General features: G+C 61.7%; 15 protein-coding genes. 6 read left to right on the top strand and 9 right to left on the bottom strand.

The genetic code is table 11. The annotated features are described in order from the left end of the window. Positions 1 to 33: 33 nt before the first annotated feature. From GGR48_RS18190 to GGR48_RS13065, 3 genes are all read right to left on the bottom strand, one after another. The gene (locus GGR48_RS18190; RefSeq protein ID WP_240455918.1) at positions 34 to 2715 is read right to left on the bottom strand and encodes an ATP-binding domain-containing protein; all 2682 of its coding nucleotides are present in this window, start codon (positions 2713 to 2715) and stop codon (positions 34 to 36) included. Positions 2716 to 2834: 119 nt separating this feature from the next. Continuing rightward, positions 2835 to 6221, bottom strand: coding sequence for a UvrD-helicase domain-containing protein (locus tag GGR48_RS13060; protein ID WP_183952295.1), 3387 nt, complete (start codon positions 6219 to 6221; stop codon positions 2835 to 2837). Then, positions 6221 to 8875 (bottom strand): PD-(D/E)XK nuclease family protein, encoded by a 2655-nt coding sequence (locus GGR48_RS13065; RefSeq protein WP_183952296.1) that lies wholly within the window; start codon positions 8873 to 8875, stop codon positions 6221 to 6223. Before GGR48_RS13065 ends, GGR48_RS13060 begins: the two co-directional genes overlap by 1 nt. A 223-nt stretch (positions 8876 to 9098) precedes the next feature. Between GGR48_RS13065 and GGR48_RS13070 the strand changes: the two genes are divergently transcribed. From GGR48_RS13070 to GGR48_RS13095, 6 genes are all read left to right on the top strand, one after another. Further along, positions 9099 to 9983 carry a BrxR family helix-turn-helix transcriptional regulator gene (locus GGR48_RS13070; protein ID WP_183952297.1) on the top strand — a complete coding sequence of 295 codons (885 nt, stop codon included), beginning with the start codon at positions 9099 to 9101 and terminating at the stop codon, positions 9981 to 9983. A gap of 22 nt (positions 9984 to 10005) precedes the next feature. Further along, complete coding sequence (locus GGR48_RS13075) at positions 10006 to 13509, top strand: protein NO VEIN domain-containing protein (protein ID WP_183952298.1); 3504 nt, start codon at positions 10006 to 10008, stop codon at positions 13507 to 13509. A 95-nt stretch (positions 13510 to 13604) separates the two neighbouring features. After that, a complete protein-coding gene (locus GGR48_RS13080; RefSeq protein WP_206362429.1) occupies positions 13605 to 14780 on the top strand; it encodes a hypothetical protein in 1176 nt (391 codons plus the stop codon). Next, on the top strand, positions 14777 to 17575 hold the full coding sequence (locus GGR48_RS13085) for a DUF1156 domain-containing protein (protein WP_206362428.1): 2799 nt from the start codon (positions 14777 to 14779) through the stop codon (positions 17573 to 17575). Before GGR48_RS13080 ends, GGR48_RS13085 begins: the two co-directional genes overlap by 4 nt. A 13-nt stretch (positions 17576 to 17588) precedes the next feature. Then, a complete protein-coding gene (locus GGR48_RS13090; RefSeq protein ID WP_183952300.1) occupies positions 17589 to 20885 on the top strand; it encodes a DUF499 domain-containing protein in 3297 nt (1098 codons plus the stop codon). A 143-nt stretch (positions 20886 to 21028) separates the two neighbouring features. Beyond that, positions 21029 to 21922, top strand: a complete 894-nt coding sequence (locus GGR48_RS13095) for a LysR family transcriptional regulator (RefSeq protein WP_183952301.1) — start codon at positions 21029 to 21031, stop codon at positions 21920 to 21922. Here the strand turns inward: GGR48_RS13095 and GGR48_RS13100 are convergent. The 6 genes from GGR48_RS13100 to trbK-alt all read right to left on the bottom strand — a co-directional run bounded on the left by GGR48_RS13100 (position 21917) and on the right by trbK-alt (position 26651). Continuing rightward, on the bottom strand, positions 21917 to 22156 hold the full coding sequence (locus GGR48_RS13100; protein ID WP_066520609.1) for a DUF2274 domain-containing protein: 240 nt from the start codon (positions 22154 to 22156) through the stop codon (positions 21917 to 21919). The genes GGR48_RS13095 and GGR48_RS13100 overlap by 6 nt on opposite strands. A gap of 1 nt (position 22157) precedes the next feature. Continuing rightward, a complete protein-coding gene (locus GGR48_RS13105; RefSeq protein WP_206362432.1) occupies positions 22158 to 23273 on the bottom strand; it encodes a TraB/TrbI/VirB10 family type IV secretion system protein in 1116 nt (371 codons plus the stop codon). A gap of 68 nt (positions 23274 to 23341) precedes the next feature. Beyond that, positions 23342 to 24322, bottom strand: a complete 981-nt coding sequence (gene trbG / locus GGR48_RS13110) for a P-type conjugative transfer protein TrbG (protein WP_183952303.1) — start codon at positions 24320 to 24322, stop codon at positions 23342 to 23344. Continuing rightward, a complete protein-coding gene (gene trbF / locus GGR48_RS13115) occupies positions 24319 to 25008 on the bottom strand; it encodes a conjugal transfer protein TrbF (RefSeq protein WP_183952304.1) in 690 nt (229 codons plus the stop codon). Before trbF ends, trbG begins: the two co-directional genes overlap by 4 nt. Beyond that, positions 25005 to 26363 carry a P-type conjugative transfer protein TrbL gene (trbL, locus tag GGR48_RS13120; protein WP_183952305.1) on the bottom strand — a complete coding sequence of 453 codons (1359 nt, stop codon included), beginning with the start codon at positions 26361 to 26363 and terminating at the stop codon, positions 25005 to 25007. Before trbL ends, trbF begins: the two co-directional genes overlap by 4 nt. Positions 26364 to 26366: 3 nt before the next feature. Continuing rightward, positions 26367 to 26651, bottom strand: a complete 285-nt coding sequence (gene trbK-alt, locus GGR48_RS13125; protein WP_183952306.1) for a putative entry exclusion protein TrbK-alt — start codon at positions 26649 to 26651, stop codon at positions 26367 to 26369. Position 26652 lies beyond the last annotated feature (1 nt).

Below are 26652 nucleotides of genomic sequence, written 5' to 3' on the forward strand. Positions count from 1 at the left end.
CTCGCCGCGATACGGATCGGGATAGGAAGGTGGCTACCAGCGCTCGCCAAAGTGATCGCTCAGGCGGGCTAATGACGGGGGGATTTCGTCGTCGGCACACATTCCTAGATATGTCGCCGCACGCGTCGCGCCGACATAGAGATAGCGCTCAAACAGTGACGGCTCCGATGCCGCCAATCTGTCCACCCCGACAAAGAAAACAGCCTCAAACTCGAGGCCCTTGATATGGCGAACGTCAAATACGCGGATCTCATCATCCCGGCCGATTATTTTTCCATCAACGCAAGCGACCGCATGGAGGTTTTGATCTTCAATGACCGCGTTCAAGGCATCTGTTATTGGGCGAACTGCCGCTTCTTCAGGCACCAAAATCGCGATGGAAGGGAGCGGTCGCGGGGACACTGACCGCTCGATTTCGGAGAGGCGCTGACTGAGCCAGAGAGCCACGTCCTCGGGCTCGGAAAGACCGGAAGCCATCACTGGTGACATGGCATCGTTGTTCACGTCCTCCGGCAAATCAGCATCAGACTGGTTCCCGCTTGCCGGGTCAGCCAATGCTTTAGCCAGATCGTTAAGCTGACGGCTTTGCCGATAGGCGATCGAAATTCTTTGAATCTGGAGCGATGGTTCAACCCACTGGAGACTTTCTTCGCTTCGGCTCCCCCAATCTGTGATACGCTGATTGAAATCGCCGCATGCGAAAAATGACCCGATAGGTTCGATCGCCAGTGCTCGCATGCAGGCGAGCTGAACCGGCGAGAAATCGGGCGCCTCGTCCACGAGAATCTGATTGCGCTGGATGTCGTACAGCGCGCGAAGGGACTCATAGGCGGATTGATCTATATTCCGCCGCACCCGATTATCTGCCAGCAGCGCGTTTCCAGCGCGCAGCATGGCCAGAATGACAAGGTCTGCCTCCAGAGGATGAAGGTCACGGCCCGGATTTCCGTCGGGATACCAACGCCCGCCTCGCTCACTCCTCCTGAATTGCCTGTATCGAGCAGGAACCTTGCTCAAATATTGGCGGACGGGGGCGCTGAAGCGATTGAGGGACAATTGCCAGCCCAATCGTTCAGCCAATCCGCTGGCCTCGGTATCAGTTAAGCCTCGATCACCAATCCAGTCGAGAACCAGCGCGCTGCGGGAGCTCGCTGACCGGCGACGTGCCTTCGAACGAGCCTGCAACCGCAGGGCCGCATAATAGGCCCGTTGCGCCGCAGCCGGCTTGTTCGTCGGACGATCCTCCTCTTCCTCTTCCTCGTCATCGAGATCGTCGTCGGCCTGATCTGTCTGATCATCCAGGGTGTCGAGAAAGGCGATAAGCTGCTCGAAAAAATTCTCGCCCTGTGCGCGCGCACCGGCCTGAGCCCGGGCAAGCGCAGTTTTCAGCACGCCGTCGACGTCTGCTCGAACACGGCCAAGAACGCGGCGAACGTCTTCGCTGAGTGAGACAAGAGCATAGATGCCGCTTGCAGCGGAGGTAGTCTGGGCGCTCTGAACAGCGGCGCGAAGACGGTCACCAAGCTTTGCGATTTCTGCGTCCGTAGCCGAAGATAAAATTGCCGCAGCACCTTCCAGGCCAGACCAAAAGTCGCTGTTCTGCTTGGTTTGGAATTGCTCGAACCACTCGATCGGTGATTGCACGGCATCCGGGGTGATGGTGGCAGCGCTATCCTTCAAAATGAAGGGGCCGCCGCCATTTGCCGTGCGCAAAATCGAGAGGTGATTGCGCGCGAGTTCCTTTCGATGTCCGATCCACGTTTTGATCCGCAGGTCCGGCGCAGGCACGTTGTTTCGGCTGAATGCCTCTTTGAGATATTGTCCCAGCAGATCAGTCGGCGTGAACATGATCCAGCTTTGGCCATGCGGCAGAGGCGAAGGCGAAGCGTCGATCAGGCTCTGCTCATCGTCACTGAGGCCGTGTGGGTCGAGTTTTTGCCCCAATCGGCGGATGAGCGTAGTCGTTTTTCCTGTTCCGGGAGGACCAAGGATCAGAAGCTGCGAGTCCAGCGACAATCGGAAGATCGCATCTTGATATTCATCGAGCACCGCCTGATCGCGCAGCTGCATCTTGTCGATGATCCCGCGCTTCCGCCCAATGGTGACGTTGTCGTCGACCTCGGCGTCCTTGAGCATCCGCTCAATCTCGTCCAGCGCATCTGCGGGGGCATCGCGCTCGGAAAGCAGCCGTAGCAATGAGGTGACAGTGACGGTCTTCTGGCCATCTGCCTCGAATATCGTGTCCAGAGAGTCCCAGCCGACAGGCAGGGCCTCCGCGTGAAACACCGTCCGTTCCAGCACCTCGAGGGAGCCGCCCGGCACTTCGATATACCCGCCGGGGCGCAGTGACGCGAGGCGACCGACTGGAGCGTTGTAACTGGCAAAACGCACCTTGGAATCGCGCAAACCGGAGGGCGCGAAACGGGAAATGTAGAATGTCGTTATGTTGTCAGATTCGTCAGCCGCGATCACCCTGGCAATAGCCGGCTCACGCGACAGGATCTGGTGACCGTTGAGTATCTCGCGGCCGATTTCATTGAGCTTCGCTACGGCCTTCTCGGTGGTGAGCGTATTCAAGGGGGCGAGGCTTTCGGCCGATGGGCCTTTGAAGCGCGCCAGTTCCGCTTTTGCACCTGTCGCAACACTGTCGAAGATAGCCAAAGCTTCTCTTGCAATATCGCTGGTGTGTTCGTTGACATTCAAACTCAAAGCCATTCCCCCCGATGGACGTTCACCTTGGTAAGCCAGTTGCCCGAAGTCCAGAATAACTACCTCAAGATTTTGATTTTCTTACTCGCCGCAGCCAGTTCGATCCCCATCGCCTCCTTTTCATGTCACGAAATCGCTGCACTTGCCTGAACCTCAATGATCCGCCCCGAGGTCATCAGCACGATCAGTCCGCGATCGGCGCCGGTCATGTCGAGATAGGCGCTGACCTGAGCCCGATAGTGGTCGAGCGTCTGAGCGTTGGGGTTCACGTCGCTCTTCCAGTCGACCAATGCAACCGGCCGACCGTCGCTGCCAATGGTCAGTGCATCAGCAATGCCCGCCGTTGCCATCAGGTCTGATCCTTCACCATTGAGCGCATAGACAGGAAATTCGGCGAGCAGCTCCGGCCGGAGAGCGGCGATCTCCGGCAATGCAAGGCTTCGCGCGACGCAGCCGGCCAGCTCTCCGGCGCAAAGCCCGGTGGCCGGATCTGCAACAGGGACTTTGCCGAAGGCGCGAATAAGATCAGCGGCACGGTCGGTCAGAGTGGCTTCGGCCTCCAGAGTTTCGCCGGTCAGCACCTCTTCCATGAGCTTATGGAGGATCAATCCGCGTTCGCGGCCGCCTTGTACCTGAGCGGTGGTCTCCAGCTCCGGGGGCAGGTCATCAGCCGATCCTGTCCAGAGGGAGGGTTCTTCTTCTCGCAGGACGCGACCGGCGGCGTTTTCGTCGCGGCTGGGAGCAAGCCAAGTCAGCCGGGTTTGAGCGGCGGCAATGGTTTCGGCTTCCGCGGCGAAACTTGCGCGCGTCTGGGGGTTGGCTACGCCAGCAGCAGTCGTCGTAAAACCCGCCGGCAAGTGCGAGGCGTCGAGGGCTGGAAGATCGGCGAGCGACAGATCGACAAGACCGATCCATGCTGATTTCGACGGCGTGATGTCGAGCCGCGGGAGAACGAGAAGCTCGCGAGCGCGCGTTGCGGCGACATACCACAAGCGGATGCGTTCGCGGTCCAGTTCTTCCTTTTCGGCTTGGCGTACCGTTTCGTAGCCCTCAGGCGCAACGCCGAGGACGGGACAATAAAAGGTCTCGGCCTGACGGTCGATGACAGCGCTTTCGGGTGCCATGACGCCGGTCATGGTATTGATCGGAATGACGATCGGCCATTCCAGCCCCTTGGCCGCATGCATGGTAAACAGCGCAACCGCTTCCTCTTGCGCGTCAGGCCGTCCCTCAACGGCGCGCGCCTCGTCGGACCATGCTGCTGTCATGGCTTCGGCGAAGGCGCGCAGACCGCGCACGGCATAGCCTGTCGACAGGCTGAGATAGAGATCGACATTGGCGAGTGCGCGCTCGGCTTGGCCGCGATGACGCTCGAGGAGAAGCGGTCGGACGCGCATGACGTCCACGGCCTGAGATAGCAGCTCGTGCGGGGTCGTGCTGTTGACACGCCGGGAGAGCGATTGCAGCCGCTCGATGATGTCCCGCGCCAGCGGGTGCGCGAGGGCGGCGGGGTCGACGCTGAGATCCAGGCGCGGAATCCGATCTGGCTGTTCCTCCGTGCGCGGAAGTCCCCAGATGATGTCCAGAAGCTCTTCCTCGGTGAGGCCGACTAGTGGCCCGCGCAGCAGCGCGCCGAGCGCGAGCGTGTCGCGGCGATCGGCGAGGACGCGGCTCAGCGCGATCAGGTCCTGGATTTCCTGGCGACGGAATAGCCCCTTGCCAGCTTGGGTTGCTACGGGAATGCCGCGACGTTCCAAAGCTTCCTCGTAGCGCCATAGTTCTGCGCCGGTCGGTGCAAGCAAGGCGATGTCGCCCGGCAGGCAGGGTCGTTCCGCACCACTGCGTCGGTCGATGATAGGGTGGCTTTCGATGAGCTGGGCGCATAGCTGCGCGATGGCGTCGGCTTCGGCGTCGCGCTGCTTTTCTGCACTGGCTTTGCCGTTTTCGTCAGCCACGGTGATGTCGAGGGCTGCCACGCACAGGCCGCCCCGGTCCTCGTGGAAGGAGTCGAGAGCGGTGAAGCCAGGCTGCCCATCAGCCGAGAGCACGGCTTCGAAGCGCTCGTTGACGAAGGTGAGGATCGAGCCGCAGGAGCGGAAGTTGGTGGAGATGGACAAGAGGCTGTCTGGATTCTGGTCGCGAAAGGCATCGCGCGCTTGCACATAGGCGCCGACATCGGCGCCCCGGAAGCGGTAGATGGCCTGCTTGGGATCACCGACCAGAAACAGCGCACCCGGTCGGATTCGGAACTGGGTCCAATCGTCCTCGCCATCGACCGGCTCGCCGCAGAGCCGCCAGAAGATTTCGGTTTGTAGCGGGTCGGTGTCCTGAAATTCATCGACGAGGACATGAGCGAAACGCTGCCCCAGCGAACGGCGCACAGCATCATGATCGCGCAGCAGATCGCGCGCGGCGAAAATCAGATCATCGAAATCAAGCTGGGCGCTGGCACGCTTGTGCTCGCGATAGCGTTGCAGGATCGGCCGCGCTTCGTCCATCAACGCCGCCAGGGCGTGGCCGGCGGCGGACTGCACAAGCGATATCCAGCTTTCACAGCAGGCCGCATAGTGGGCGTCGGCTGCGTCATTCAGCCGGTCCCCGTCAGCCTTGGCAAGGCCGGCCTGCTTTGCGGCGGCCGCCCATTTGCCCTTCTTGCGGTACGAGTAGAAGGCGCCGTCTTTCTTACAAAGATCCGGATGGGGCCGCGAGGTCAGAAGCCGGATGAGACCCGCAGGCGTGGCGGGATCGGGACCATCCGCCACAGCGGTCGCCATCTCGGCGAGTTGCTCGGCGATTGTCACCGTTTCCGGTTCGACCGCCGCGATGCCATCCAGGAAACCTGCAAAATCCGCCACGGCCTGCCGGAACGCTGTCAGGTGTCCCTCGAGCGGAGAAACGAGCGGCGCGGTAAGCGTGGGGCGGCGGCGCAGATTTTCGGCGATCTTGTGGATGAGCGCCACGGTTTCGCCGGGGCTGTGTAGCACCATTTCAGCCAGGACGCCGCCCTGGCCGCCTGACAGGCGTTCGCGCAGCCAGCCATCGACGATCTCCAGGAAGGTGAGATCGGCCTGGTTGCGATCCATCACGCCGGCACCGGGATCGATGTCGGCTTCCGCCGGATAGGGCTTGATCAGCCGTTGGCAGAAACCGTGGATCGTCGAGCAGGTAATTTCGTCGATCGCGGCGCTAGCGGTGGCGAGATTGTCGCGATGGGCCTGGGAGAGCCCATCGGGCAGAGCCACGCGAAGTTCGGTTGCGATCGTGCCGGCCGACAGATCGGCGACAAATTCGCGGACGCGCGAGAGTAGCTCACTCGCCGCGAGTTCGGTGAAGGTGACGGCGGCGATGGAGCGCGGCGCGACGCCTTCGGCCAACATGGCGGCGATGCGCCCTGCCATCACCGCAGTCTTGCCTGAACCCGCACCAGCCTCGACCAGGATCGAACGATCATGAAGACTGATCGCATCGCGGCGTGCGCCGTCATCTTTCAGCACTTTGGACATGTTGCTCATCATTCCGCCTCCCAGACCTGAGCGACTTCGCCCAGCCGTTCCGTCACAGCGGGCATTTTGCGTTTGGAATAGGTAGCGCTGGCATTCGCCGGCAGGGCAAAGGCGAGATCGTCATAATCGCCGCCGGTATCCGGACCAGGCAGAGCCGCGCCGCCGGCAAAACTTGCCCGTGCCGCGCGGAGATAGCGCGTGATCTGCGCGAGCACCGCCTCTGGATCATCGAGATGGAGATCAATCGGCTCGCGCGGATACAGCAGCGAGGCGCTGATGGCGACGTCATCGCCGAGAAGCGCTTTCACTGCGAAGGCATAGAGGCAACGCTGAAGCTCGCGTCCGCCATTCAGCTGGATGTCCCCGCGCGGTGGACGACCTGTTTTATAGTCGCGCACCATCGCACGCTTGCCGTCGCCGGATATGTCGATCCGGTCGATATAGCCGGCGATGTTGAAGCCAGTGTCGGGGATCGTGACTGGCGTGCTCGTATCCCACGGAGCCTCGGTTGCGGTTTTGGCTTCCGATCCGCCAAAAGGCACCTCTCCGTAGGAGCGCGTGCCCGGCAATAGGGCATCGCCGTAGGACAGAGCCCGGCCTGCCAGGACGCGGGCATCGTCGAGGGTTCGCCCCCAAATGACCGTCGGCGGAACCGGCCGTTCGCTTTCCCAATCCGCAGCGACAGCCTGAACGGCCTGTGTCACCGCGACTTCGATGGATTGCGCGTCAGCGGCTGCAAGCCCACCTGCGGCTTCGAGGTCACGCAAGGCGCGGTCGAGAACCATGTGGACGAGATCGCCAATTCCGAGCGCGTCGAGGACGAGTGGTTCGGCGCTGCTCTGTGGTTCACGCCAGCCGAACGCATAGACCCAGACGAAGCTGAGTGGATTGCGCAGCAGGCGCCGCAGTGAGCTGGCTGACTGGGTGCGGTTGAGGATGGCGAGAACAAGTGGATGGTCCGCACGCACCAGACCGTCATGAGGAGTGATATCCGCCTGCCTCCAGTCGTGCCAGCAGCCCTGTGCGCCGATCGCTTGCGGGTCGGCAGCGAACTCCTTTGGCCGGCCCATGAGGCGATCGGTCTCGCTGAAGGCATGCGTTGGAATCGCATTGCGGCGCAGGTATATTTCGTCGCCGCGTCCAGCGAGCAATGGGCTGCGTCCCAGGAGACGGCCATCACTGTCGCGTCTGGCGCGCGAGAGAACGACGGTATCGGCTGTCGTGGCGAGGATTGTCTCGAAGTCACGGCGGTCGGCGAGATTGACCGGCAAGGGATCGAGAACCGGAGTTGAGATGATATGGTCGGGAATGAGCCGATCCTCGGCGATCCCACGCGGCCAGCGCGAAGAATTCAGCCCGAGAAGACGCACGAAGCGGCGCGGCGACGACGCTAGCGCGCTGGCAGGCATCCAGACGATAGAGACGCAGGCCTCCAGTCCATCGTCCTGTTTCAGGGTCTCTAGAGTTGCGTCGATCGAGGCGGCGGGGCCAGCCACCAGTGCCTTACGCCAGATTGCGAGCCCCCGGCCAGAGAGAAAGGCCTCACCGATTTCGCTGGCGGCGTCCGGCCCTTTCGCCAGAACATCGACAGCGGCGCGGAGCGCCGGGGCGTGATCCTTGCCGTCAGGCCAGTGCTCGGGCGTCAACCGGGTGAGCACGCGGCTCCAGGCGCCTTCCGTAGAAAGCGGCGCATCTGCGGGCAAAACACGCAGCCAGCCATCAGGTAGCGCTTCGAAAGGTGCGCTTTCCCGGCAAAGAGCAGCAAGACGCCGCAGCCGTGATTGTGACAGCCCGCGAACGACAATGTCGGCGAGCGCTGCGGCTGCCTGGCCTTCCCGGGTGGCGACGGTTCGGATGCCGTGGACGAAATGGAGGTCGATATTGGCGTCAGCGCGCAGTGCCAGGAAATGATCGTCATAGTCCGCAGGCGAGGCCGTCGCGATGGCGATCTCCGAGGGCGAGACGCCCGATGCCAGCAGGCCTCGCGCCCAGCGCATCGCCTCAACAGCTTCGTGATAGGAGGTTGCGGCGCTGACGGCACTAATCTCAGGGGCTTCTGCCGGCGCCCGCGCGATAGTGACGGCCATGCCCTCCAGCCATGCAGGAATGCCCCTCGGGCCAGCCGTCCACTGCACTGGGATGTGGTCGGTGAGGGCTTGGAGCAACGGCCGCCAGCAAGGCGATAGTTCGGTAAGGCCAGTGATTTCCACCGGGCCGAGGACTGCCGGTGCATGGCCGATGCGGGCCATCGCGGCGGCGACAATGTCAACTGGCCGCATCATGGCGGTGGGCAGTTGATCCAGGACCGCCGCTTCCAGGCGAGCGATGGCAGCGAGGCGCGGATGATCGGCCGAGCGCGCAGCAAGATCGATCCCCGCGCGCCAGGCTTTGTGCAGCGTGTCCGCAGCAGCGTCGATCATGCCAGGAAGCGTCTTGATGCTCTCCAACTCACCCATCGGCGTCGCCGGAATGGCTGCCTGAATGGCCGAGCGCAGGCTTTCATCATCGATCGGGCGGACGAAGCCACCAGCGAGGCGGACAGCGGCCTGCTCGAAGGACATGATCTGGAGGCCGTGGCGAGCGTCACGACCGGCGGCCAATCGGCTCTTCCGCATCGCAAGGCGGCCGTGAACGATCAGGGTGGATCGATGCGCGATGGTCATTGCCGCTCTCCTTTCAGGAATCGTTTGCTGCCGGGCGTCACACCAGTGGCGGCAGATGCCGTCCGCGCGCAGATGGTCTGACAATTCAAGCCTTGTTGATGCATGCCTTGCTCCATCTCCGCACCCGATAGCCCATTGACTATAGCTTAAGATGGGAATAATAATTACACGGACTGCGATGCCATGTCCATATAGTTTTTATACTCACTTATGCGAGGCCAAGATGGCAGAAGCCGCGACGACGCTGAAATGGGGGGTGGAGCGCCGGCTTGAATTCATCGAATTTCGGCTATTCTGGGAGGGGTCAATCAACCGTGCCGATCTCGTCGAGACGTTCGGCGTGTCGGTGCCCCAAGCATCAAAAGACCTGACGCTCTATCAAGAGCGCGCGCCGGGAAATATGGAGTATGATACCCGCGCCAAGCGCTATGTCGCCGCCGCAAAGTTCGTTCTGCGCTTCCTTGAGCCGGACCCCTACATCTATCTCTCCCAGCTTCGCTCGGTCGCCGAAGGGGCCCTTCCTGCAAGCGATTCGTGGATCGCTGAGCTACCCAGCGCCGATGTCGCAATGACTCCCCGGCGGGACATCGATATCGAAGTCCTACGCAAAATTCTCGATGCCACCCGCGCAGGCGTCTCTATCGACGTTTTCTATCAATCGATGAACAAGGTGCGCCCAGAGCCTATCTGGCGCCGCATCACGCCTCACGCCTTTGGCTATGACGGCTTTCGTTGGCACGCGCGGGCCTATTGCCACCTTGAGCACAAGTTCAAAGATTTCCTGCTGCCACGCATTCTGGAAGTTGGCGAAAAGGGCGAACCAGGAGAAGCGGGTGAACGGGACTGGCTCTGGAACAATTATTTCGACGTACAGATCGGTCCGCACCCCGCGCTTACGGCCAGCCAGAAGCAGGTTGTCGCCAAGGATTACGGGCTGGATCACGGTAACGGCGTGCTCACGGTTCGATATGCGATGCTCTTCTATGTCTTGAAGCGCCTCGGTTTGCTTGCCGATGCCACAAAGCAAAGCGCGTACACGCAGCATATCGTAACAATAAACCGCAAGGAAACTGAAGCTGCGCTTGAAAAGGCAGAGCTTCAGCTATGAATGATTCGGGGGGCTCTGACTGATGGCGGCAAGGCTTGAGGAGATAAAGAACGGCGCGTCTGTACGAGGCATAGCTTCGGCGCAAGCTGTACATGTCGTTTCTGTCGACTGGATCGGCGATCAGGCGATCAGTGTTGTTTTCCGCGACCATAATGGCACAGTAGCCGAGTCTGTTCTTTACCGGGACGATGAGCATCGCCTTGAAGTCGAGCAGAATGGGCGGCCCTGGTCGTTTGATGCCGATGGCGCTCTGCTGCGTCTGGTGACCGAAGCCAACCGCATCAAGCTGGCCCATTTTTTTGACCCGTATCTGGCGATCCATACCAGCCTGGTCGATCCGCTGCCGCACCAGATTTCGGCGGTCTATGGTGAAATGCTGCCGCGTCAGCCGCTCCGCTTCCTACTTGCTGACGATCCGGGTGCCGGCAAGACCATCATGGCCGGATTGCTGATGAAGGAGTTGATCGCACGGAGCGATCTCGAACGCTGCCTCGTCGTCGCGCCGGGCAGTCTGGTCGAGCAATGGCAGGACGAGCTCGGCCAGAAGTTCAATCTTGAGTTCGATATCCTCTCCCGCGACATGATCGAAAATTCGCGCTCGGGTAATCCGTTCAGCGACCGCGATCGGCTGATTGTCCGCCTCGACGTGCTGGCGCGCAATGAGGAGCTTCAGGACAAGCTCATGAGCGCGCGCGAATGGGACCTGATCATTTGCGACGAAGCCCACCGCATGTCGGCTACCTATTTCGGCGGCGAGGTCAAATATACGCGGCGCTATCAGGTTGGCCAGAAGCTCGGCCAAGTCTGCCGACATCTGCTGCTCATGTCGGCGACCCCGCACAACGGCAAGGAAGAAGATTTCCAGCTCTTCATGGCTTTGCTCGACGGAGATCGGTTTGAAGGCCGATTCCGCGACGGTGTCCATTATGCTGACACCGAAGACATGATGCGGCGACTGACCAAGGAAGAGCTCCTCAAGTTCGATGGTCGACCGCTGTTCCCCGAGCGACGGGCGCGCACGGTCAAATATCAGCTCTCGGACGGCGAGGCCGCGCTCTATACCGCCGTCACCGAATATGTGCGCACCGAGATGAACCGGGTGCAGCGCTTCGCCGAGGGGGACGGAAAGAAGCGCAATAATGTCGGTTTCGCCTTGCAGATTCTCCAACGGCGCCTCGCTTCGTCACCGGCCGCCATCTACCAGTCCCTCAAACGGCGTCGGGAAAGGCTGGAAAACGAGCTGAGTGAAGCGCGCCTCGCCGCCAAGGGTCGGCGAGCTGGCGCGTCAGAGTCCGCGATCAACGCCGACATGCTACGCAACATCGAGGAATATGGTCAGGAGGAGATCGACGAACTTGAGGATCTGATCTCCACTGGCGCGACGACGGCCGAGACGGTTGAGCAGCTCGCCCTGGAAGTCGAGACGCTGAAGGGCCTCGAGACCATGGCGCTCGGCGTGCTGCGCTCGGGCGTGGACACCAAGTGGAGCCAGCTCAATCGCATCCTCGACGACGACCTGATGGTTGACGCGGCGGGTAACCGCCGCAAGCTGATCATCTTCACCGAGCCCAAGGACACACTGCATTACCTGCTCGACAAGGTGCGGGCGCGGCTCGGCAACCCCGAGGCCGTCGAGGTGATCCACGGCGGCGTATCACGCGAAGAGCGGCGCAAGGTTGTCGAGCGCTTCATGCAGGACAAGGACATGCTGGTCCTGATCGCCAACGATGCGGCGGGCGAAGGCGTGAACCTTCAGCGCGGTCATCTCATGGTCAACTACGACCTGCCGTGGAACCCGAACAAGATCGAGCAGCGGTTTGGCCGTATCCACCGTATTGGCCAGACCGAGGTTTGCCACCTGTGGAATCTCGTGGCCGCCGATACGCGCGAAGGTGAGGTTTACGCGCGTCTGCTCGAAAAGCTGGAAGCTGCGCGTGAGGCGCTTGGTGGCCGCGTCTATGATGTGCTCGGCGAATTGTTCGACGGCGTGGCGCTCAAGGACCTTTTGTTCGAAGCGATCCAGTATGGCGAACAGGAAGACGTCAAGGCCCGCCTCTTCCAGCAAGTCGATGGCGCGGTTGACCAGGCACATCTGCTTGAATTGCTCCGCCGCCGGGCGCTGACCAACGACACCATGCCCGAGGCCAGAGTCGAGGAACTGCGCCTCGAAATGGAGCGGGCAGAGGCGCTGCGCCTACAGCCGCACCACATCCAGAGCTTCTTTGTCGAGGCGTTTCAGCATCTGGGCGGCCGGATCAAGCGCCGCGAGGAAGGGCGCTGGGAGATAACTCATGTCCCCGTGCGCATCCGCGAGCGCGATCGTCAGATCGGAACAGGCGCGCCAATCCAGACGCAATATGAGCGGATCTGTTTCGAGAAGGACAAGATCAACCAGCAGCCGGTCGCCGCGTTTGTCTGTCCCGGCCATCCGCTGCTCGAAGCGGTGATCAGCCTGGTCCGGGAACAGTATGAGCAGATCATGCGGCAGGGCGCGATCCTGGTGGATGACACTGACGCCGGTGATGCACTCTCGGCGATATTCCTGCTGGAGCACACGGTCCAGGACGGGCGCGTCACCAGCATCGGCAAGCCACATGTGATTTCGCAGCGCCTCCAGTTTGCCGCGATCGACAAGGCCGGCACGACCGTCAATGCCGGCATTGCGCCGCATCTGAATTTGCGGCCCGCCAGACCGGAGGAAGTCGCTAGTGTTCGCGACCTTTTGGAGGAAAGCTGGCTGACCACCGATCTGGAGAAAGCTGCGATCCGGTTTGCCACGGTCGAGCTGGCCCAAGGCCATGTCGCCGAGGTCAAGGCACGTCGCTTGCCTGAAATTGAAAAGGTCGAGCAGGAAGTTCGTGCGCGGCTCAAGAAGGAAATCAACTACTGGGACTCGCGCGCTTTCGAGCTGAAGGAAGAGGAACGGGCCGGCAAAAAGACGCGTGTGAACTGGCAGAATGCCCAGCGCCGGGCGGAGGATCTGGCCGAGCGCCAGAAGCGCCGGATGGATCAGCTCGAACGCGAACGATTCATCTCGTCGCAGCCGCCGCGTGTGCGGGGCGGCATGGTCGTCATTCCGCGTGGCCTGCTCGAAACGCGTCAGGCGCCGAGCATTCCGAACCATTTCGCGGAGGACTCCGCCGCACGCCGGGCCATCGAATTGGCGGCGATGGAAGCTGTCATGGCGGCGGAGCGGGCCTTGGGCAATGAGCCGGCCGACGTCTCTGACCAGAAAATCGGCTACGACATCGCTTCGCATGATCCGAGGTCGGGGCATCTGCGCTTCATCGAGGTCAAAGGACGCATCGACGGTGCCGACAGCGTGATGGTCACGCGGCAGGAGGTCATCACCTCCTTGCACGAGCCGGAGAAATTCATCCTGGCGATCGTCTCGGTGGCGAACGGCTTTGCCCATGAACCGCGCTACGTACGAGGTCCGCTCGTCGAGCGGGAACCGTCATTTCTCGAAACAGCGATCCAGTTCGATTTGAAGAGGTTGTTGCAACGGGCGGAGGGCGTGCAGTAGTGGCGTTACCGCTTGTGCAGATGACTCATTGGGGGGCCGTCTCCAGACGGGTCGTTCGTGCGTTCAACGGGCGAAGCAACCTTCCCGTGCATGAATTGGCGAAGGCCAAGGTCGAGAAGCCTCACGGTCGTACACGGCCGCTACCCAAAGCATCGGGCAACGTGCAGTTCAGTGCTTGGCGTCTCGCCCATGCGGTCAAGAAGGCCGATTGCTTGCGCTGGCCTACCGCGCCGATCCGGTGGGTAGGGGCTACAGGGTTTCTTCTCGAAAACGGCCACTTGTTCGATTGGACTGCGAGCGAATGGTGCCTGAGCGAGGGCATGTCGAGTTTCTATGCTGATTTCGCCGGCACCGGCATAGCGGGACGGATCGCACAAGGCATGGCCCTGCTGTTCTTGGAGGACAATGGCTACGCCTACGTCGGCCGCTTCGAAACGGAGTGGAAGCGACGCGCGGCCACTCAAAACAGGCAATGGCCAGCAGACAAAACTAAGGCACCAGACTTCATTGCCGAAAACGGGCAAAAGGAATGGGTGCTCGCTGAATCCAAGGGCGGGTTTTCTGCCCCTGGAAAGAAGCCTCCAATCAAAGGCGCATTGAAGGATGGGCTGACCCAGCTCGATGGTTGGGACAAGTACATTACCCCCCAACCTATCAAGAGCTTTGCGATCAGCACGTTCCTACGGGAAACCGGAGATACTTCCGGAGAGACGTCGCTTATCGCCTTCGTTGATCCTGAGCCGGAGGTTCCCGAAAACCCCGTTGAGTTCCCTCGGGACGCGGTTCGCCGGGCCAATTATGCCTCCTGGCTGTCGCTGATGGGATTGGACGAGGCGGCTGCGCGGCTCCTGCGAGATGATGGAGAGCGGCAGCGATACGAGCTTCCTCTTCTTACCGTTGGCGGGCACCAATACGTCGTCGGCATCGTGTCCGTGTCGCCGAGGCATCCCGACCTATCCAGCCGTGAATTCTGGCGCGACTTGCGGGACTGGCCGTTTTGGCCTTTCCCTTGGTCTCGGGACGGATTCGACATTGAAATAGTCGGGCTCGATCTAAAAGTCCTGCATGCTCTGAGTTCGGTAACGCAACTGGCTGGTGCTTCGGAGCTAATGGCGCTGGAGCCGTCGGAGGGGCGAGACGGGCCCGCCGAACTCGATGGCGGAACATTTTACGGAAGTGTTTTTTCGGACGGTTCCCTGCTGGGCGAGTTGAGATTGCGGCGTCCGGGCGAGCCGTTTCCGGATTTTGAATGGATTGAGGTGGAACTGTGACAGCTTACAAAAAGAAACTCATTGAAGTTGCTATACCGCTGGAAGCGATCAATGCGGCGTCGGCATATGAAAAGATGCCTGGAATAGGGCCACATCCTCGGGGTTTACATCAATACTGGGCGCGTCGGCCCTTGGTTGCCAGTCGTGCCATTCTATTCGCGCAGCTTGTCGATGATCCTTCGAGCGACCTCGATCGGTTCCCTACACATCAGGCGCAGGAGGCCGAGCGCAAGCGGCTGTTCGGCATTATCGAGGATCTAGTGAAGTGGGAGAACTCGACCAACGAAGCGGTGCTGGAGCGCGCGCGCGCCGAAATCCGCAAGAGCTGCGGCGGTGAATTGCCCCCGGTCTATGACCCGTTCTCCGGGGGGGGAGCGATCCCGCTTGAAGCGCAACGGCTCGGCCTACCCGCCTATGGGTCCGATCTCAATCCGGTCGCGGTGATGATCGGTAAGGCAATGATCGAGATTCCGCCGAAGTTCAAGGACAAGGAGCCGATCCATCCCGGGGTCAAAGGCCGACAATTCTACCGGAATGCTGAGGCGCTTGCCGAAGACGTCAAATATTACGGCGAATGGATGCGCGAGAAAGCATTTGAGCGTATTGGTCGTCTCTACCCGCAGGTGGATCTGCCGAGGGAATATGGTGGCGGAAAGGCGACCGTGATTGCCTGGATCTGGGCGCGGACGGTGCCCAGCCCCGATCCTGCTTTTGCGGGCGTGCCGGTACCAATCGCGTCGAGTTTTTTGCTTAGCTCCAAGACTGGGAAAGAGGCTTGGATCGAGCCTCTTATCGACAAGCAAGCGAGGGCTATCACCTACCGGATTAGACATGGCGGCACCAAGGCCGAGATTGCAGCGGCCAAGGAAGGGACCAAGGCCGGCCGTGGCGCAAATTTCCGCTGCCTGATGTCGGATACTGCCATCACCCCTGACTATGTGAAGGGCCAAGGTAAGGCCGGTAAAATGGGCCAAGCTTTGATCGCCATCGTGGCCGAAGGCAATCGCAGCCGGGCCTATGTTGCACCCACGGAAACGCACGAAACGCTAGCTCTGTCAGCCAAACCCGAGCGGAAGCCGGAGGGCAAATTACCGAACGATCCGCGCAACTTCTGGACCGTAGATTATGGACTGACAACCTTCGGAGATCTGTTCACCGATCGCCAGTTGGTGGCCCTGAATACCTTTAGCGATCTGTTGCATGAGGCGCGTGAGCAGATCGAGGCTGATGCACTCGCTGCCGGTCAATCTTCCGATCCTACCCCGCTTCGAGATGGCGGCCATGGTGCCAAGTCCTACGCCGAAGCAGTGAGCGTGTATTTGGCATTTGCTATTGATAGGTGTGCAGATTTCGCGAACTCGGCGGTCCGCTGGAATCCTGGAAACCAGAAAGTCATGAACCTATTTTCGCGCCAGGCGATTCCTATGACTTGGGATTTTGGCGAGGCGAATATTCTTGAAGATGTTGTTGGAGGATTTCGTCCAGCATCAGCATTTATAGCGAGCTGCATTCAGACATTTTCGCCGTCAGATCAAGGAATCGTAAATCAACACGATGCCCAGACGGTAAAATATCCAGAAAACGTGGTAATATCAACGGACCCTCCTTATTATGATAATATAGCATACGCAGATTTGTCTGATTTTTTCTTTGCATGGCAAAAATACAATCTGAAATCTGTTTATCCAAGTATTTTTGGTGTTCTTGCCACTCCGAAATCGGAAGAGTTGGTCGCAACGCCCTATCGTCACGGAGGCATCCAAGCGGCGGAATCTTTTTTCTTAAAGGGAATGACGGCAGCCATCAAAAATGCCTGCGATCAGGCCAAAGCAGATGTACCAACTACGATCTACTATGCATTTAAGCAGAGCGAGATCGAGAAGGATGGCGTAAGTTCCACCGGCTGGGCAACCTTTCTTCAGGCCGTCGTTGAGGCAGGATATTCTGTGGTTGGCACTTGGCCAATCCGCTCTGAGCAAACCTACCGCATGATTGCTTCGGGCACCAATGCTCTCGCCAACTCAGTCGTCCTCGTCTGCCGCAAGAAGGAAGCCACAGCCGAAGTAATTACCCGCGCGGAGTTCATCCGCGCTCTCAAGCGTGAACTACCTCCAGCCATAGCCGAGCTTCAGGCCGCCAACATTGCCCCGGCCGACATGCCCCAGTCGGCTATTGGCCCTGGCATGGGTGTGTTCTCGCGCTACAAGGCCGTTCTTGAATCCGACGATAGCCCGATGAGTGTGAAGACCGCGCTTCAGCTCATCAATCGTGAACTCGATGAATATCTCGGGGGCATTCAGGGTGAGTTTGACGCGGACACGCGGTTCGCGATTACCTGGTTCGAGCAGAACGGGAACGGCAAGGGTGATTATGGCATGGCCGACAATCTTGCCCGTGCCCGGGCCATCTCGGTCGAAAGCGTCAAGCATGCCGGGATTGTCGAAAGCGCCGCCGGCAAGGTTCGCATTCTGACCCGCGACGAACTCGACGAGGATTGGGAGCCGGAAAGCGATAGCCACCTGACGGTGTGGGAATGCCTCCAGCACCTGGTCCGTTTGCACGAGAAGGACGGCATCTCCGACGACACCGCCGTTCTGTTGAAGAAGATCAGTGCCCAGGCCGAGGCCGTGAAGGATCTCGCATACTGCCTTTACGATATCAGCGCCAACAAGCGGAAGGATGCGAAGGAGGCCACGGCCTACAACGCCTTGATCGCTGACTGGGCCGAGTTAACCAAGGCGGCTGCGGCCATCCACGACACGAGCGGGGATCGCCAGACCCGCATGGATATTTGAGGGGTAACGGGACGTGGCAAAAAGCACCCGCCAATATGTGTTTGAAGGGATGGAACTGCTGCCGTCGGCGCTGATCCCATTCGTTGAAAAGCGATTGGAGACTTCGCTCAAAGGCCATTGGCAATTGGAGGTGGTCGAGCGAGTCCAAGGACTCCGCCCGAATTCTGCCGGAGAAGTGGGCTGGGATCAGCAAGGATTGCTGAAAACGATGATGGCCTTCTGGAGGGACGCATTCGCCAACGTCCTTGGTCATCCAGAACGGTCCTACGTGTCCGAACTGCTCGATGTACGTAACAAACTTTCGCACAATGAGAATTTTACCTACGACGACGCCGAGCGAGCTCTCGATTCGATGCGCCGTCTGATGGAGGCGATCAGTGCAGGCGAGGTCGCCGAGCAGCTTGGCAAGATGCGCGACACGATCCTACGCACCAAGTTCAGCGAACTGGCCCGCAACGAGGAGCGGCGCAAAACCCAGCGCCTTGAAATCTCGGTCGAAACGGTCGCAGGGCTGCTGCCGTGGCGAGAAGTGGTCGAGCCGCATCAGGATGTCGCCACTGGTGAGTTCCAGCAGGCCGAGTTTGCAGCCGATCTCGCCAAGGTCCATTCGGGTAGCGCGCCGTCCGAATATCGCGATCCGCGTCAGTTCTTCAGCCGCACCTATCTGACCGAGGGCTTGAGTACCCTGTTGATCGGGGCCGCAAAGCGACTGACCGGCAGCGGCGGCGATCCCGTCGTCGAACTGCAAACCAACTTCGGTGGCGGCAAAACTCACTCCATGCTCGCCCTCTATCACATGGCGGGCCAGACGCCGGTACAGGACCTGTCAGGCCTCGACCAATTGCTCGACAACAACGGGCTGACGGTGCCGAAGAATATCCGCCGCGCGGTGCTGGTCGGCACGTCGCGGGGGCCGCAGGACGTGCTCATCGCCGAGGGCGACCGGAAGATCCGCACGACCTGGGGTGAACTGGCTTGGCAGCTAGGCGGCGCCGAAGCCTTCGACATGGTTGCGGAGAATGACGCTAACGGCATCGCGCCAGGCTCGAATCTGCTGGAGGCGCTGTTCAAGAAATATGCGCCGTGCCTGATCTTGATCGACGAATGGGTCGCTTATCTCCGCCAGATCTACAAGGTCGAGGGGCTGCCGTCCGGGTCGTTCGACGCGAACCTGTCCTTCGTCCAGTCGCTCACGGAGGCAGTGAAGGCTAGCCCCGGCACGCTGCTCGTGGCCTCCTTGCCAGCTTCGCAGATCGAAGTGGGTGGCGAAGGTGGGCAAGAAGCCCTCGCTCGTCTCAAGCAGACCTTCAGCCGCGTGGAATCCTCGTGGAGGCCGGCGAGCCAGGAAGAAAGCTATGAGATCGTGCGGCGGCGGCTGTTCAAGGAAATTCCTGGCGACAAGTTCCATCACCGCGACAACACGCTGAAGCAATTCGCCAAGATGTACCGGGAGAATGCCAACGATTTCCCGCAAGGCTGCGCGGATGAGGACTACCGGCGCAAGCTGGAGAAGGCTTATCCGATCCATCCCGAATTATTCGATCAGCTTTATACGAGCTGGGGATCGCTCGAGAAATTCCAGCGCACGCGCGGTGTGCTGCGCCTGATGGCGCAGGCAATCCATGAGCTTTGGATGAGCGGCGATCCGTCGGTAATGATCATGCCGGGCAGCGTGGCGGTCAGTTCGCCTCGCGTCGAACCGGAACTGCTCCATTATCTTGATGTGAGCTGGCAGGCGATTATCGCCGGTGATGTCGATGGCACGACATCCACGCCGTACAAGGTTGACCAGTCAGCACCCAATCTCAATCGCTATTCGGCGACCCGTCGTGTCGCCCGCGCGATATTCATGGGGACCGCGCCGACGGCGCAGCAGCAGAACACCGGTCTCGACGACAAGCAGATCAATCTCGGCGTCGTGCAGCCGGGCGAGCGTCCTGCAATCTTCGGTGATGCCCTTAGGCGCCTGACCAACCAGGCCAAGTTCATGCATGCCGATCTTGGACGGTACTGGTACTCGATGTCGGCGAGCCTCAACAGGATCGCGGCTGACAAGGCCGCACAGATCGAGGCGGCGCTGGTTGACGTGACAATCGATGCCGAACTTGGAAAATATGTGTATGGCCTCGCCGATCGCGGGCATTTCGACGCCGTGCAGGTCGCGCCGGCGACATCGGCCGAAGTGCCAGATGAGGCCGGCGGCGTGCGCGCTGTGGTGCTGGGCGTCAAATATCCGCACAATGGGCGCGAGGGGTCGGATGCGCTCGTCGAAGCGAAAGACATTCTTACTCAGCGCGGCAGTACTCCGCGGGTCTATCGCAATACGTTGGTGTTCATAGCCGCGGAGGCGCGCCAGCTTGATCATCTCAAAGACGCCGTGCGTGCTTCTCTTGCCTGGGGCGAAATCGTCCGTGACACGGAGCGGCTGAACCTGACCCAGAGCGACAGCGCGCTGGCCAAGGCGAAGCTGGCTGAAGCGAACGAGACGATGAAGACGCGCCTGAAAGAGGCGTGGTGCTACCTGCATTATCCCGCCCAGGAGAGCGCCCAAGCCGACTGGGAATGGGTATCGGGTAAGATCCCGGCACAGGACGGGTTGTTAGCGCGCGCCAGCAAGAAGCTAGTGGCGGAAGAAGGCTTGCTCACCGAGCTCGGGCCTGCACGTCTCGACCGCGATCTCCAGAAATATATCTGGAACGACAAGCCGCATTTGTCGCTGAAGGATTTGCGGGAATATCTCAACCGCTACATCTATCTGCCGCGCCTCAAAGGTCAGGACGTTCTGGTCAAAGCCGTACAGGCGGCCGTAAGCGGCATGTTGCCGGGGCCGTTCGCCTATGCCGAGCGATGGGACGAAAAGTCCGACACCTATCTGGGACTGGCTATCGAACGAGCGGTCAACGCCGTGGTCGTGATCGACAGTGACAGCGTCATCGTGACACCTGCGGTGGCGGAGGCTCACCGTCCGGCGCCGGCGCAGCCTGGGACGGGTGGCACAGCCCCCGTAACCAGCGACGGGACGCCGGCACCCGATGGTCAACCCACGGACGGCACGACAACGACGCCTCCCCCGGAAAAGAAGCCGACACGCTTCTCCGGCGCCGTGATGATCTCGCCGGAGCGCCCGGCCCGAGACATCCATCAGATCGTCGAAGCTATTGTCGAACAGCTCACGACGCTGCCAGGAAGTCAGGTGAAGCTCAGGCTCGAAATCGAGGCGGAAGTGCCTGATGGTCTTGAGCGCGCCAAGGTGCGGACGTTGGTCGAGAATGCCAACACACTTGGATTCCTAGAGAAATCCGTAGAGTAATAGTCGGTCGGCGTTCTCCGATGTGCCGGGGAGCGCCGACCGAACTATGTCGCCACGCTGGGAAGATGCTTTGGCAGGCCTCCCAGCGTCTCTGTCAAGCATTCGGGATAAGGGGGCTGCCCGGACGATTTCCAGGTGTGAGTATGAACTTTCGACATCTGCGCTATTTCGTTGCGGCTTCCGAGCATGGGAGTTTCCGCAAGGCGGGCGCGGCGCTGGGCGTACAGGAGTCCACCATCAGTCGCCGGATTCGCGACATGGAAGATGGGCTTGGCTCGGCGCTGTTTCACCGCCACAGCGGCGGTGTATGCCTGACCGTTGCTGGACAGCGGCTTTTGTCGAAAGCGCAAACGGTTCTTCGATACATCAATGAGGGCGCGGAGATCGTGGACGCGGTAGGACGTGGCGCGGAAGGTCAATTGCGCGTGGGAATCTTCTCGTCCCTGGCATCGGGTTTCCTCCAGGATCTTCTCCGGACCTTCGCGGCAGAGCACCCCAGTATCCATGTCGAGGTTGCCGACGGCAATCCCGCGGAGCATGTCGCCGCGATCCGGCAGTTTCGCTTGGATATCGCCTTTCTCACAGGGACGCTGGAGTGGCCCCGATGCGAGACCACCTACCTCTGGTCGGAGCGTGTTTTCGTGGTGCTGCCGGAGGCACATGCTCTCGCCGTGAAGGAGGAAGTGAATTGGCAGGACCTCGCGCACGAGACCTTTATCGTCAGCGATGTGCCGCCGGGCCAGGAAATCCATGACTATCTGGTGCAGCGGGTCGCCGATCTAGGCCACCATCCGAAGATTCAGGCGCAGTTTGTCGGGCGCGACAATTTGTTGACGCTCGTCGCGATCGGCAGCGGGCTCACAGTCATGAGCGAGGCTGCAACAGCAGCCCATGTGCCGGGCATCTGCTATCGGCCGATCATTGGCGAGGTTCTTCCATTCAACGGCGTTTGGTCGCCAGAGAATGACAACCCAGCGCTCAGGCGCTTCGTCAGCATGGCGAAGACGATGGCGCGTCGTCAGGGCGTGGATTTATGAACCGGCATCGCCCATGGGTTTCGCCCGGCGAGCCTTGGCGAACCCGCGATCGGTGGCGATGAAGCGCTCCAGCATCGGCACGATCAGTTGGACGGGATCGCGTACAGGCTGGCCGGTCTGCCGTCCCAGCACCTCGGCATAGGCGGTGAGATCGCGGTGAAGCGAGGCCGGCAGCTCCAGTGCGGCCTTGACAGGCTTTTCTGCCATGATTGGACCGAGCTTCAATTTCGTCATGTCAGCCTCCGTAGGGTTCGAGGATGAGATCGCGGGTGACGACGACGCGGACGGGAAAGCCCGGCCGAATGGTCAGGGTCGGCGCGACTTGGAGCTGGCGGCGGATGATTTGCTGGCCGGCGTCATTGATGGTGTCCTGTCCGCCATTGCGGATGGCGCGCAAAAGCCGGTCGTCGTCATCGACGGCGAGTTCCGCGCCGACCGATAGCAGCGTGGAGAGACCGGCGGCCTTGGCGAGATCCCACCAGTGATAGTCCACGCCATCCTCCAGACCCGCATGGCCCATCGGATCGGCGCCAGGCTGGCGTTCCAGCACGATCGAGCGGCCATTCGGGAAAATCAGGCGGCTCCACACGAGCAGGACGCGGCGTTGCCCGTAGCCGACATCGTTGCTGTACTCGCCGATGATCCGCGTGCCCTGGGGAATGACGAGGATGCGGCCGGTCGGGCTGTCATAGATGCTCTCCGTCACCTGCGCGGTGATCTGGCCCGGCAGGTCGGAGCGGATGCCGGTGATGAGCGCGGCCGAAATGACTGCGCCCGCCTGGAGAATATAGGGTGATGCTGGTGCCATGACGCGATCGGCCGCCGCCGTGCGTCGGTCAACGGGGGCGCCCAGGAAGGCGAGCTGGCGATCCTGCGCGCTGGGTGCGCCCGGTTGCTGCCCCTGCGCCAGGCCGGCGAGCGGACCGACGCCCATGCTCGCCGGCATTGCCGGCGTGGAGCCGGGGCCGCTCTGGAAGAAGACGCGACTGGTGCGAGCGGCTTCGAGTTCAGCCAAACGACGCTGCTCCTCGGGATCGGCCTGGGGCGTCGCCCTCGCCGGCGGCGTGACGGGCTGGCCGCGGTTCTGCGCATTGAGGATCGGCCGGCCGAGGTCTCCGGGCAGCGCCGGACCCAGGACTGGCCCGGTATAGTCGCGCGGCAAGCCGGCCAGGCCATCGGCCGTCGCGCGATTGTCGGTCGAATAGAGTTCTTCGCTGGCTTTGCCGGTATCGCGGGTCTGGAGTGCGTAGACGAGCGCGCCGCCGATGCCGAGGCTAACGACGAGGCCGATGCTCGCGAGAACTTTGCGCGACAGGCGGGTCACGCGCGGCGGTTCGGCGCGCAGCCGCATGGGAGCGGCTGAATCGGCAACGGGAGGCGACAGATGTTCCTGCTCGGTGATGTCGTTGTCAGTGTCGCTCATGATGCGGGCTTCCCATCGGTTCGCACGATCCTGACTGTCTGCTGGCGATCGCCACTGCCGAGGCGCAGTTCAGCGGCGCCGAAGATGCGGTCGACGATCAGGATGTTCTGGTGGACACGGCTGTTGACGATCTGCGGCTCGCCATCGGAGCCGAGCACGAAGATCGGCGGCATTTCGCCCTGTATTATGCCGCGCGGAAACTCGACATAGACACGCCTGCCGTCATCATAGGCCGTGACTGGTCGCCAGGGGGGCGTGTCGCCGGTGATGCCGTATCGGTAATGGCGCTCTGTGGCCGCAGGAATGATCGGCGATGTTGGGATGCTGACGCGCTGCGACGCTGGCGGCGCGGGATAGGCCCAGGCGACCGCCGGCATATAGGGGGTCTGGCCCGCCCGCAGTTCGAGCATGTAGATGCGCCGATCCGTCGTGATGACCAGGTTCGTCGTGATGTCGGGGCGCGTCGGTTTGACGAGGATATGGACGCGGCGTGCGAGCCCGGACCCGCTCTCGGTGTCGCCTATGATCCAGCGGGCGGTATCACCGGCGGCGATCGGACCCGCGCCAGTCAGGTTCTCACCGGGCTCGAGCGCGATGTTGGTGATCTGTCCGGGCGACGCATAGACCTGATAGAGCGCACCTTCGCTCCAGGGGTAGATCTGGATGGAATTGTAGTAGCCTTCGCGCCGGGGCTCGACGCGCGCGGCGGCATTGGCGTTCCCGACCCGACCGATCGGCGTGCCTGCGGCGGTTCCGCCATGCGCGACAGTCCAGGCGGGCGGCGTATGGAGTGATCGTGGCGGTTGTTCCACGACGGGCGCCGGTATGGCCGGCAGGGGCGGCACATCGCTGTCGTAACTGATGGTGGGAGGTTTGAACGTCGCGCATCCGGCCAACGTCGTTGCGGAAACCAGCGCTATCGCCAAGGTGGCCTTGCGTAAAGCCGGCGGGCCGGAGCTGCGGATAGACATGCTCATTGGGCCATCTCCCGCGACCAGGAGATAGCGTTGACATAGATCCCGAGTGGGTTGGCGCGCAGCCGTTCGGCGTCGCGCGGCGTCTGGATGACGATGGTGAGGATCGCGGTCCAGCGTTCGGAACCGGCGAGCTGGCCGTTCTCGTAGCGCTTTTCGGTCCAGGCCACGCGGAAGGAATCCGGCGAGGCGCGCAGGACGCTGGAAACCTCGACCGCGATCTGCTGGCGGCCGACCTTGGTGAAGGGATCGTTGGCCCGGGCATAGTCATTGAGAGACGCCGCGCCACGGTCTGTCGTCCATTCATAGGCGCGCAGCCAGTTCTGGCGCACGATGATGGGGTCGGCCGGGATCGAGCGCACCTGTTCGATGAAGCGGGCGAGATGCCAGGCGATCTGCGGGTCGGTCGGCCGATAGTCAGCCGTCGCTGGCGCCACCGATTGCGCCTGCCCGAGGCGATCGACCTGAACCACCCAGGGCACGACGGTCCCGCGCGCCGATTGCCAGACGAGTGCGACAGCAAAGCCGGCGGACAGGAACAGCGAACCGAACGCCATGATGCGCCAGTTCCTGGCCTGGACGCGGGCCGACCCGATACGCTCGTCCCATACCTGGGCCGCCCTTTGATAGGGCGTTTGGGGTTCAGGAGATTTCCCATAGTGGGCAGCGGGTCGCTTGAAGAGGCTCATGAGCGGTCACTTTCGGAAAGGTTGACGGAGGAACCGCCGCCATGGCTGTCGCCGGAACGGACGGCGTGGGCCGCAAGCGTGGTCCCGTGGCCGAGGGACTGGCTCCGCTTCATGCGCTTGGCCCAGTCGGGCGGCCCTTCGCGGGGCGTGGTTGCGGACTGGCCCGCGGTCTGCGAACCGGCAATCGGATCCATGGTCGAGGAACCGCCCGTTGCGCCGAAGCCGGCCTTGGCGCCTGCGGAGAAGCTGGATTTGACGCTCTCGGTAGTGCGCGAGGCCGCGCGTTTCAGCGGTGACACGGTGGCCGCTCCGGCCGCGCGGGCGACACCGCCGAGACCGGATGCGACGCCAGCGGCGCCGGACTGACCGAGAGAGCCGAGACTGTAGGCGGAGGCGGCGCCCCCTGCGGCAGCCGCACCACCGCGCACAGCGGCCGCACCCCCGGACATCGCAGCCGCTCCGCCTTTCAGGGCAAGCCCAGCGGCGCCACCGGCGGCGAGTGCTGCGCCGCCTACCGCAAGGCCGGTGCCGACGGCCGCGCCCGCGCCGAGCTGAGGCCCGCCGCTGACGAGACCGGCTGCGATTCCGGGGCCGAAGATACCAAGTCCGAGCAGCGAAAGGGCCGCAAGCACGATCGCCATGGCATCGTCGACGGTGGGTGTCGCGCCGCCGAACCCTGCGGTGAACTGGCTGAAGAGGGTCGAGCCGATGCCGATGATGACGGCGAGAACCAGCACCTTGATGCCCGAAGAGACGACATTGCCGAGCACGCGCTCGGCCATGAAGGCGGTCTTCCCGAACAGTCCGAACGGGATGAGCACGAAGCCGGCGAGCGTCGTCAGTTTGAATTCGATCAGGGTGACGAAGAGCTGGATGGCCAGGATGAAGAAGGCGAGCAGCACCAGCGCCCAGGCGAAAAGCAGGCAGACGATCTGGATGAAGTTCTCGAAGAACGCGACCCATCCCATCAGGTCGGAGATGGATTCGAGCAGGGGACGCGCCGCGTCGAGCCCGGTTTGCGCGACCTTGCCGGGACGCATCAGATCCTGTGCGGTAAATCCCGTGCCAGAGGCTTTGAGGCCTAGCCCGGCGAACGAGTCGAAGACGATCCTGGCGAGGTTGTTCCAGTTGCCGATCAGATAGGCGAAGACGCCGACGAACATCGTCTTCTTGACCAGCCGGGCGATGATGTCGTCATCTGCCCCCCAGCTCCAGAACAGGGCGGCGAGCGTCACGTCGATGACGATGAGCGTCGTGGCGATGAACGCGACCTCGCCGCCGAGCAGTCCGAACCCGCTATTGATGTAGGAGGTGAAGACCCCCAGGAAATTGTCGATGACGCCTGCGCCGCCCATGGCTCACTGACCTTCCGGCGGCTGTGCGGCGGATGCCGGGGCGCGGCCGAGGAAGCGGTCGCGGCTTTCGGCCCAGATACGCATGCAATGCGCATCACTGGCCGCGGCCTGGCCAAGCTGCTGGCATCGGCGCTGGTCCTCGCGGAGCGGATCGCGCGCGGATTCGGCAGCACGGGCGGGCTCCCTGTCCGGGGGCGTTTCCGTCCGGGTCATCTCGATCGCCGTCGCCGTGATCGCGAGCGATACGAAGACCACCGCGCCCAGCCGGGCCAGCATCTTGCCATCCATG

This window comes from Sphingomonas pseudosanguinis (assembly GCF_014196255.1).
In the GTDB taxonomy this organism is placed as follows: Bacteria; Pseudomonadota; Alphaproteobacteria; order Sphingomonadales; family Sphingomonadaceae; genus Sphingomonas; species Sphingomonas pseudosanguinis.

Coding starts and splice junctions, on each gene's coding strand:
- trbG (WP_183952303.1), bottom strand. CDS start 24,322: ATGAGCATGTCTATCCGCAGCTCCGGCCCGCCGGCTTTACGCAAGGCC.
- GGR48_RS13105 (WP_206362432.1), bottom strand. CDS start 23,273: ATGCGGCTGCGCGCCGAACCGCCGCGCGTGACCCGCCTGTCGCGCAAA.
- GGR48_RS13070 (WP_183952297.1), top strand. CDS start 9,099: ATGGCAGAAGCCGCGACGACGCTGAAATGGGGGGTGGAGCGCCGGCTT.
- GGR48_RS13075 (WP_183952298.1), top strand. CDS start 10,006: ATGGCGGCAAGGCTTGAGGAGATAAAGAACGGCGCGTCTGTACGAGGC.
- GGR48_RS13095 (WP_183952301.1), top strand. CDS start 21,029: ATGAACTTTCGACATCTGCGCTATTTCGTTGCGGCTTCCGAGCATGGG.
- trbF (WP_183952304.1), bottom strand. CDS start 25,008: ATGAGCCTCTTCAAGCGACCCGCTGCCCACTATGGGAAATCTCCTGAA.
- GGR48_RS13100 (WP_066520609.1), bottom strand. CDS start 22,156: ATGACGAAATTGAAGCTCGGTCCAATCATGGCAGAAAAGCCTGTCAAG.
- GGR48_RS18190 (WP_240455918.1), bottom strand. CDS start 2,715: ATGGCTTTGAGTTTGAATGTCAACGAACACACCAGCGATATTGCAAGA.
- GGR48_RS13065 (WP_183952296.1), bottom strand. CDS start 8,875: ATGACCATCGCGCATCGATCCACCCTGATCGTTCACGGCCGCCTTGCG.
- GGR48_RS13060 (WP_183952295.1), bottom strand. CDS start 6,221: ATGAGCAACATGTCCAAAGTGCTGAAAGATGACGGCGCACGCCGCGAT.
- trbK-alt (WP_183952306.1), bottom strand. CDS start 26,651: ATGGATGGCAAGATGCTGGCCCGGCTGGGCGCGGTGGTCTTCGTATCG.
- trbL (WP_183952305.1), bottom strand. CDS start 26,363: ATGGGCGGCGCAGGCGTCATCGACAATTTCCTGGGGGTCTTCACCTCC.